The sequence below is a fragment of the Candidatus Zixiibacteriota bacterium genome (assembly GCA_018820315.1).
Lineage (GTDB): Bacteria > Zixibacteria > MSB-5A5 > JAABVY01 > JAHJOQ01 > JAHJOQ01.
Genome location: JAHJOQ010000151.1, coordinates 1 through 4071, shown reverse-complemented (window position 1 = coordinate 4071; position 4071 = coordinate 1). Strand labels below are relative to the sequence as shown.

Annotated in this window: 3 protein-coding genes; all 3 read right to left on the bottom strand. The window is 47.6% G+C overall.

Translation table 11 applies throughout. The annotated features are described in order from the left end of the window. Positions 1–1655, bottom strand: a 1655-nt coding sequence (locus tag KKH67_14635) for a hypothetical protein (GenBank protein ID MBU1320417.1), incomplete at its 3' end; no start/stop codon positions are given. 133 nt (positions 1656–1788) lie between these two features. Continuing rightward, entirely contained in the window at positions 1789–3429 is a 1641-nt protein-coding gene (locus KKH67_14630; protein MBU1320416.1) for an FG-GAP repeat protein, read from the bottom strand. 135 nt (positions 3430–3564) lie between these two features. After that, positions 3565–4071, bottom strand: a 507-nt coding sequence (locus tag KKH67_14625) for a transposase (protein ID MBU1320415.1), incomplete at its 5' end; no start/stop codon positions are given.

The window sequence follows — 4071 nt, the reverse complement described above, 5'->3', positions numbered from 1 at the left end:
GTGATAAAGTAGCAGGTGTCTTCTGGTGGGCAAGTGGTATAGGGATTGTCTCCATAACCCGACTCTGGGCAGTCGTATCTCGATGGTTCATTGTTAAATTCCCATTGAGCCGGCTCATTCAAAGTATAGGCAGCCGCGTCATAGCATTGACTATCGTCCCAATAGCCCGGCATAATTGTCCAATACCCTAAGCCATTAACTCCGTGAGCCAGCGACATATAGACCTGTACTTTTTGGTCTGCATGTGTCTGGTCACCTTGGGCGATGTAGTAATAATAGAAGGTGTCAACTTCACCACCCACGGAGCAAGTACCTTGCTTCTGGCCGCTCCATCTCTTACCGGAGGAAAACATCAGCCAGAATTCCTTTTCGAACTGACTGGTCTTGTTTCTAACGATATCTATGTTGCTGAATACCTTGCTGAGGCGATACTGAAGATCCCATGTACTTCCATTTGATGCACATTCCTCGTGGAATTCAGTACTATCGCAAAGACCACACGTCCACATGTAGTAGTCCATCTGAAAGTAACCCACATCCACGTAACTACAAAGAACGTCGGTGTTCATCCTAACTCCAGAAGCTGGAAGGGTATTGCTCATAACAGGCACAGAATCTGTTGTCACATGTTTCACGCGGGTGTTTGCTCGCTTGATGAGAGGATATTGTGATCCCGCAGCCTCATCTGCCAGATTGTAGGCTTTTACGTTGCTATAATTCCCGAGAGCATTGAAATAGTCGGTCAGGCTACCGTCAATATCCTGGTCACTGAGGTTCCAGAAAAATCTACCGTTTTCGAGAAACACATCCACCTTTTCAACATACACGTCAATATCACCATACCAATAAACTGCCAGCTCCAGATAGTGAGATGTTCTGCTAGTGAACAAAGTGTTATTGAAAGGGAAGTCAATGTCAACGTACTCACCAATCGAGCTAAAGTCCGACACCAAAATAACCTTCTCATCAAGCGTATCGTATCTTTCTCCGTCTGGCTCCCAGTAGGGTCGTGTTCGCCAGAACGCCATCAGCTTGCAGACTTGATCAGAGCTGTCCGGGCTTCCTGTTATCTTCATGCTGAATCGCGCTGTCAATGTATCGTCCCAGCCATGATGAAGGCTCATTTGACCGAATGCACTATGATTGTCAATACTCTCCCACGATGGCCCATCTGTGAATATGAACCCCGCGGTGTCAGATCCTGACTGGCACCAGTGTACCGACTTGTAATCCAGCTCCGGATCGTTGAACTCCTCGCCGACACCTGTAATATTGAAATAGTACCCCTCTTTAATGTCGGTATGGTAGATGTCCATTGGGAGATATGTACCGAAGAAACAGAGGTCTTCGATACTGGTGTCGACTGGGAATGGTTCTTCTGGCGGAACCGGGACCGGTATTTCAGCCCACACTATTACGTCCAACCCGTGTGATCTGGAACTGTCCAGCATTTCGCTCATTTTCTGAGGAGAGTACTTGCCCACCCAATGAGTAATGCCGATTGATGATATGAGAGAATCGTATCTGGCTATCAAGTCACCAGAAGAGTTGCTGTCTGCAATATGGTAGTATCCAACTACCGGAAATTCGTCTCCGACTGCTTGCAAGGCTAGCGTCGGTAAGCAAATTAGGAGAACTAGCCAAGTCCTTTTCATAGAATCCTCCTTTCCGAGTTCTACTCGGGACAGTATACATACCCTTATCTTTAACGCAATTATGACCGGAACTAAGCTTATAGCAAAGATAACGCCTCGAAACGTTGACCGCTGACCGGTAGTCGTTCTTCAGCTATTTCAGATACAACATTTTTCTGCCGCTGGTCTCTTCTCCTGACTTCAGGACATAAAAGTAAATACCTGAGGGAACCGACTTTCCCGAATCGTCCCTCCCGTCCCATGTTACTGTGTGTTTTCCACTGCGTTCTGTGCAGTCTTTCAACGTTCGAATCCGTTCGCCGAGAATACTGTATACAATTAGCTCCACACGTCTTTGACGCTGGCCAGGGAACGCATACTCAATCGTCGTCTCGCCGTTGAATGGGTTAGGATAGTTCTGTTCAAGAACATCATACTCCGTTGGCAGGATATCATCACCGTCATCGTAATCAGCGTCGGTCGGGAGGTTAGGATCACCTGCATATACGTACACGATCCCTTCGGAGAAATCAAGATTGAAGTCATCCGCGGCAGTGACAACAAGATCATCTATACCGTCACCATTGAAATCTCCTGCCGGGCCGATAGAATAACCATATTCACGTCCGACATAAGGCCAAGCCTCAGACTCCGGTAACACCAGATCAACCTGGCCATCCATGGTCTCGTAGCCATAGATGATATTGACTATCCCTGAGGAACCGTTTAGCGCGGGATATCCCATTCCGATGTCATCCCAACCGTCGTGATTGATATCTCCTATGTTGGCAACTCTTGTACCTCGAGTACTCGCATCAGTGGTATCTCCGAGATAGAACGGAATCGTGTCAAACTGCTCGCCTCCGAAATAAAGGCATGCCCAGAGCGCCTGCCCAGTCACGACAAAGTCCGCATAGCCATCCCTGTTGATGTCACCGACGGAATAGAGATATTCCCCAAAGTTGTCGAAATTCATGTTGTCTTCAGTATAAGGTGTCCAGAAAACGTGGTCGGGAGTGCTGTGCGGAGGAACACTGCCAAAGAGGACGGCAATGTATGAGGGAGAGTTGTTCTTTCGACCGGAATACACGAAGTCTGCCAATCCATCACCGTTAATGTCGCCAGGTGTTAGGCCTAGCCAGAAGTCGTTGTAACCGTTTCCCTGATCGAAGAAATCAATACAGTCATCAACGAAAGTGTCCAGCAAATCACCGCCATAAAAGATATAGAACCTGCCATCATAAGGATACACCATTCCATTTATGGCGGATATTATGATGTCGTTCTGGTAGTCATTGTTGACGTCACCCGCTGATATCGAAAAACCGAAGAAAGTGAATGTGTCCGTTGCATTGATCAGTTTGAGGTCTGGTTCAGCTTTTTCGAAGAAGTCACTAGTCCCGAACCAAATGTCCACAACCTCAATTGAATCCTGATATCGTTCACGCACGGCCAAGTCAGCTCTTCCGTCACCATTGATATCGGTAATCCAGGCATGTGGCCAACCGTAGTTACCTATGATCTTGTCGGGAAATGTGTCGGGCGGATTGCCGCCATGGAAGAAGTGAAGTCTCCTGTCACCTCCGCTCTCGGCCACCACGATCTCACTGAAACCATCACCATCCAGATCACCGCATGTAGTAGCACCTTTCCAGAGTTGCCCACCAGTGCTGTCGCTGTTGAAATAGGTTATGAGATCCAGAGGGAATTCGGCGGATGCGGTATTAACGACAAACAGTAGACACATCAGGGATGCGATCAGAAACCGCTTCAGTAACATCGCCGCGATAGACACGTGAAAACCCCTTTCTCGACTTGACGGTGAACCAGCACCTCGGGACCGATATTGTCCCGTTATGCCTATACATAAAAGATACAATAACCACCCTATCTGTCAACCCTTATTCTGAGTCTTCATTGTCAGATTCTGTCAAGCATATTGTGTAGATTGTTGTATAGGCATATCACAGTATTGTCTAAGAGTTACGGCAATGATTCCGTAGATGATCCTTTCGGCACTTTTGACATTGTTGAATGACCTCATCGGTATGATTCGACGCCTGATCTCCTGTAGATATCTTTCGATCGGGTTATTGGTTTTTATCGATGATCGTATAGTCACAGGGAAGTCGAGGAATGTGAGGCAGTAGTCGAACCCGGCGATGAAGTTCCTGACAGCTCTCGGTTCGCTCGGTTTCCACCTTTCTATGAACGTTCTGAGCATCTTCCTGACCTCGGTCTGGTTTGCAGCCTCGAATACTGCGAGAGCATGCCTGATGATCTGATTCCTGTGTCTTCTATCCCTGAGATGAGCTCCAAGGTCATTTGCCTTATGGAACGTGCAGAGCTGCCTCCTGACACGCGGATAGAGAGCCGTGACAGCCTTAATCAACCCGGCACAGCCATCGGTAACGATAACATCAATCTGGTCACCTTT